This window comes from Sporosarcina sp., from assembly GCF_029257255.1.
Taxonomy (GTDB): Bacteria; Bacillota; Bacilli; order Bacillales_A; family Planococcaceae; genus Sporosarcina.
Map to the genome: position 1 here is coordinate 1 of NZ_JARICI010000075.1, position 5,550 is coordinate 5,550.

Annotated in this window: 4 protein-coding genes; all 4 read left to right on the forward strand. The window is 40.6% G+C overall.

Features of this window, described 5'->3' with window-relative positions; translation table 11 throughout:
- On the forward strand, positions 1-562 hold a 562-nt coding region (locus Q1J64_RS14145; RefSeq protein ID WP_301109738.1), incomplete at its 5' end, for an N-acetylneuraminate synthase family protein.
- 221 nt (positions 563-783) lie between these two features.
- Positions 784-1,530 carry a thioesterase II family protein gene (locus Q1J64_RS14150; RefSeq protein ID WP_301109739.1) on the forward strand — a complete coding sequence of 249 codons (747 nt, stop codon included), beginning with the start codon at positions 784-786 and terminating at the stop codon, positions 1,528-1,530.
- Positions 1,531-2,109: 579 nt separating this feature from the next.
- The gene (locus Q1J64_RS14155; RefSeq protein WP_301109740.1) at positions 2,110-3,699 is read left to right on the forward strand and encodes a (2,3-dihydroxybenzoyl)adenylate synthase; all 1,590 of its coding nucleotides are present in this window, start codon (positions 2,110-2,112) and stop codon (positions 3,697-3,699) included.
- A gap of 12 nt (positions 3,700-3,711) precedes the next feature.
- The coding region (locus Q1J64_RS14160) for a condensation domain-containing protein (protein ID WP_301109741.1) at positions 3,712-5,550 on the forward strand (1,839 nt) is incomplete at its 3' end.

The window sequence follows — 5,550 nt, forward strand, 5'->3', positions numbered from 1 at the left end:
AGGTAAATCAGCAGTGGACATTTTGCACAAAATAGGAAAAGAAGAGAAGATGCCTGTCATAACCGAAATCATGGATGTTCGAGATTTGGAGTATATGATGGACAAAGTGGATATTTTTCAGGTTGGATCAAGAAATATGTATAATTATTCTTTATTAAAAGAGTTAGGGAAAATAGATAAACCAATTCTATTAAAAAGAGGTTTGAGTGCAACAGTCAAGGAATTTTTATTGAGTGCAGAATATATCATGTATGAGGGAAATGAAAAGGTTATTCTTTGCGAGAGAGGGGTAAGGACTTACGAAAAATGTATGAGGAATACTATGGATATAGCAACTATTTCTTTTCTTAAGGAGTTGACGCATTTACCGATAATAGCAGATCCGAGTCATGCTACAGGAAAACGAAATTTGATAGAACCTTTATCTAAAGCATCAATTGTAGCTGGAGCAGATGGACTTCTTATAGAGTCTCATATTAATCCAGATGCGGCATGGAGCGACGGAGAACAGTCATTAAGAACTTTTGAATTAAATAACGTTCTTAAAAAAGTAAAAATGTGAGTTAATGTATATAAAAATGCTGAAATTGATTTTCTGCAGAATGTTAGTGATTTTTTATTTCATTTTTGAAAAATTAGATTCTAAAATATATTTTTATAAATGAATTTATGGATTCAAAAATGAAAAAAATTTGCAAATAGGTTAGTTGAAACTAACCAGAAAAAGTCATTCATATATTAATCATTTTTATATATTTGTTATTAATAATTGAGGGATTTTCTATGGATATAAAATTAATTAGAAATTGTGAGAAAATTAATAAAAACAAGATTACATTATTTTGCTTTCCTTTTGCTGGCGGGGGCGCTTCTGTTTACAATCAATGGATTAATAAAATGCAGGAAGAAATAACAGTGTGTCCTATTCAGTTACCAGGTAGGGAAGAAAGGATTATGGAAAAACCATATATGGACATGAAAATGATGTTGGAGGATCTTACAGAGCAGATTAAGAATGTCATAAAAGGTAAATATGCTCTCTGGGGACATAGTATGGGCAGTAAAATCGCCTATGAGTTGGAAAAACACATGGAAAAGGATGGATATCAGGCACAGTGCCTGTTTGTTTCTGGAAGCAGGATACCAAGTATCCCGGAACCTAACCCGATTTATTATCTATCCGATAATGCGTTTAAAAAAGAACTTGGAAGATTTGAAGGAACACCGAAGGAGATTTTGGAGAGCAAAGAATTGTTGGATTTCTTCTTGCCTATGTTGAGAGCAGATTTTACTCTAGATGAAACTTATTACGATGAGGTTGTTACCAAGTTACGTTCACCAATAATGGCCTTTGGAGGTGATAAAGATCGGGAAGCAGATGAAGAAGCAATTAGACGGTGGAATAACTATACAGATAATACCTTTGGGTATGAAATCTTTGAGGGTGGTCATTTCTACCTATGGGAGCACGAAGATGAGGTTATACAACAGATTTCGGAGTGTTTAAAGAGGTTAAATGGTGGAAATTAGAATATACTGTAACAAAGATATTGAGGAAAAGCAGTAAATTTATCTCCAGTCTCAAGAAGTGCATATATGGTGTATTCGATGGAAGAAGATGCTGGATTATTGAGAAAAGTATAAGATAATTTTAAGTCTGAAGGAACTGGAGAAAGCCAAGAGATATTCTTTTTAGGCATAGATCAGGGAAACCTTACCACAAAGAAATAGAAGGAAGGCAAAGTATAGAATTTAATGTTTCTCATTTTGGCAATATGATGCTTGTGGCGTTAAAAAAGGATATTGGAGTAGATGTACAGGGAATAATCGAATGTCAGGCATATAGAGAAATTGCGAAAGACTTTTTCGCAGAGGAAGAAACCGAAAATATAGAAAGCTACAAAGATGAAACGTTTTTTTTCTCTGGTCAGCAAAAGAGGATTACTTAAAAGCGATAGGTGTAGGACTGAACCAAGGGATGAATTTTTTTCTGCTAGAAACGGAGTAATAGAGGAACAAGGAAAGACTTAAGCGAGGTTAGCAGTTGATACTAGTTAAAATTTATGGATATATGGCGTATGTAGCAGTACACGAAAGAAAGGAGAAAAAATGAGATATAAGAAAGAGATGAGCAAGTATGAACATCTGGAGGGATGGGAAAGGTGCAGTTTAGGGAAACAATTAGAACATTGGGCAAGTAAATATACGCACAAAATTGCTTTGGTGGATAGTGAGGAAAACATTACTTATGAGGAACTAAATCAGAGGGTTGAACAGATGGCAAGTGCATTTATCTGCAAGGGGATTGAACCGGGAGACCGAGTTGTTGTCCAGTTGCCAAACCGTATTTCTTTCGTAGAGGTTCTTTTTGCTTTGATGAAGGCTGGCGCAGTGCCTATCTTAATGTTGCCAGCACATCGAGAAGCAGAATTGGAGGGAATCGTAAAACTGGCAGAGCCAACAGCATATATCGTGGCGGAACAATATTTGGGATACAGATATGTAGATATGGCACTGGCGATAAAAGAAAAATTTTCCTGCCTGAAAAATGTTTTTGTTGATGGAAATGGAGGGCAAGGTCTACAGAGTTTATCGGGACTGCAATATGGGAATGTACGGTTTCCAGAGGTAGATGGCTACCAGACAGCAGTTCTCCTGCTATCCGGGGGGACAACTGGAGTGCCGAAGCTAATCCCACGTACCCATACAGACTATATGTATAATGCTCGGATGTCGGCAAAGCGTTGCCAGCTGGATGAAAATAGTGTTTATCTTGCAGCATTGCCAGTAGCACATAATTTTCCGCTTTGTTGTCCGGGACTTTTAGGGACGCTGGATGCGGGAGGAAAAGTTGTATTGGCACCCACGACCAGTCCGGATGATATTTTGATGGCAATCACTGAAGAGGAAGTAACGATCACAGCACTGGTTCCGGCTATGGTTACAGTGTGTATGGAAATGCTGGAATACGACGAGGATTTTGATATCTCCAGTCTGAAGATTTTACAAGTGGGCGGAGCGATGTTAGAAGACTCTCTTGCAGATAAGATTATAGAAAAATGGCCGTGTACTCTGATGCAGGTGTTTGGGACTGCAGAAGGGCTGTTGTCTTTTACCAGCCTGGATGATGATACAGATGTAATAGCAAGATGCCAGGGAACTCCGGTATCTCCAGCGGATGAAGTAAAAATCGTAGATGAAAATGATGAGGAAGTACAGAGAGGAGTTTATGGAGAACTGTTGTCGAGAGGACCTTATACGATTGACGGATATTACATGGCGGAGGAAGCAAACCGGACAAGCTTTACAGAAGATGGATTCTACCGGACTGGGGATAAAGCTATGTGGACGGAAAGTAGATGTCTCCGTATGGGGGGAAGGATCAAAGAGCAGATTAACAGGGCAGGAGAAAAGATTATGCCTGCAGAAATAGAAGCATATTTGTGTAAGCATCTAGGCATTAAGGAAGCTGCTGTCGTAGGGGTACCGGATGAGACACTGGGGAATAGGATATGTGCATTTATCATGACGGATGAAGGAAGTATGCTGGATGTGTCGTCTGTACACCAGTTTTTGAAAGGAATTGGTGTTGCGTCTTATAAGCTGCCGGATCAGGTGGAGATTATAGAAGAATGGCCTCTGACCAGTGTAGGGAAAATAGATAAAAAATTGTTAGGACAAATGGCGCAGGAAAAATAGGAGAGCATAGAGATGGAATACAGTGAAGTAAAAGAACAGATTAAACAGAAATTGCCGATGCAGAAAGAATTTGGAGATTCTGAAAACCTTTTGGAACTGGGGCTTACCTCTATCGTGATTATGAGGCTGGTCAATCAGTGGAGAAAACAAGGTGTAAAAGTCGCTTTTGGAACTTTGATGGAACATCCAACCTTGAAAGAATGGTGGGAGATTATCCAGAAGAATATGAAGAAAAAAAGCAAGAAAACAAAAGCAGAAAAAGAGGAAATAACACAGGCAAGAGATATGCGGGAGCCATTCCCTTTGACAGACGTGCAGTATGCTTATTGGGCGGGGAGGGATGATGGACAGCCCCTTGGAGGTATCGGATGCCATGCTTACTTGGAGTTTGACGGGAGTAGAGTGGATGCCGCACAGCTGGAAAAAGCATGGAATCAATTACAATACCACCATCCTATGTTGCGCGCCTGCTTTACGGAAGACGGTATGCAGAAGATTCAGGACAGCCCGTTCTCTGAAAAATTAACGATAAATAATCTATCGGATATGTCGGAGGAGGAAGCGTACAAGATAGCCCAGGCGATAAGGGAGAGGCTTTCCCACCGGAAGTTGCAGATAGAAAAAGGAGAAGTCGCAGGGGTTGAACTGACGCTACTTCCAGCAGGAAAAACTCGGATCCATGTGGACATGGACCTGTTGATTGCAGATGTACAGAGTCTCCAGATTTTATTAAGGGATTTGGCAGCAGCTTATAACGGGGAAAAACTGCCTGAAGAATCCAAGGAGTGGAATTTTGCCACTTACCTAGAAAGGGAGGCTGTAGACGACAGCGAAGAGAAAGAAAAAGCAAAAGAATATTGGAGAAAACGCCTTGATACAATGCCGAAAGGTCCGGAACTTCCTTTGGCAAAACGCCCGGAAGAAGTGGAGAAGACTGTTTTCCGTAGAAGAATCGTGAGGATTGAAAAGAAAGAATGGGAAGAACTGCAAAGAAAGGCGAAAGAATACAAGACAACATCAGCAATGCTACTTCTTACTGCCTATGCTGCGATTCTGGAACGCTGGAGCAGAAATAAGAGATTCCTTATTAACATTCCGTTTTTTAACCGCAAGACCGAGCATCAGGGAATGGAAGAAGTGATCGCAGACTTTACCACTCTGCTGCTTCTGGAAGTGAATTGTGAAAATAATCCTACGTTTCTTGAACTGTTGGGCAGGATACAGAGACAACTGCATGAAGATATGAAATATACCTCCTATTCAGGGGTGCGGGTTCAGAGGGATTTAACAAAGAGGTATGGAGATGCGTCAGCAAGCGCTCCGGTTGTATTTGCCTGTAACCTTGGAACGCAGCTGGTAAGCAAGAGTTTCAAGGAAACCCTAGGTAGTTTTTCTTATGTGATTTCTCAGACTCCGCAGGTTTGGAACGATTTTCAGAGCTATGAAGACGAGAATGGGGTACAGCTTACCTGGGACAGCGTAGATGAACTCTTTCCGGAAGATATGATCCAAGATATGATGAGAAGCTTCGGGGAACTTTTGCATGAACTGGCGGTAAAGGAATGGAATCAGAATTTTGATGTACTTCCGGAAAGCAGGAGAGAATCCCTTGCAGAAGCGTGCAGGACAGGAGATCCGGAGAATCTCCAGTGTCTACATACGGCTTTTCTGAAACGAGAAAAGGAATTTCCGCAAAAGATTGTCCTGGAAGATACGGGATGTGAGGAGTCGCTCACATATCATGATTTAAAAGAAAGGGCGCAGGCAGTCGCAGAGCATATTTCTGCGGCAGGAATCCACGGGGTACCGATAGCGTTTACCCTGCCACGTGGATATGAACAGATTGTTGCG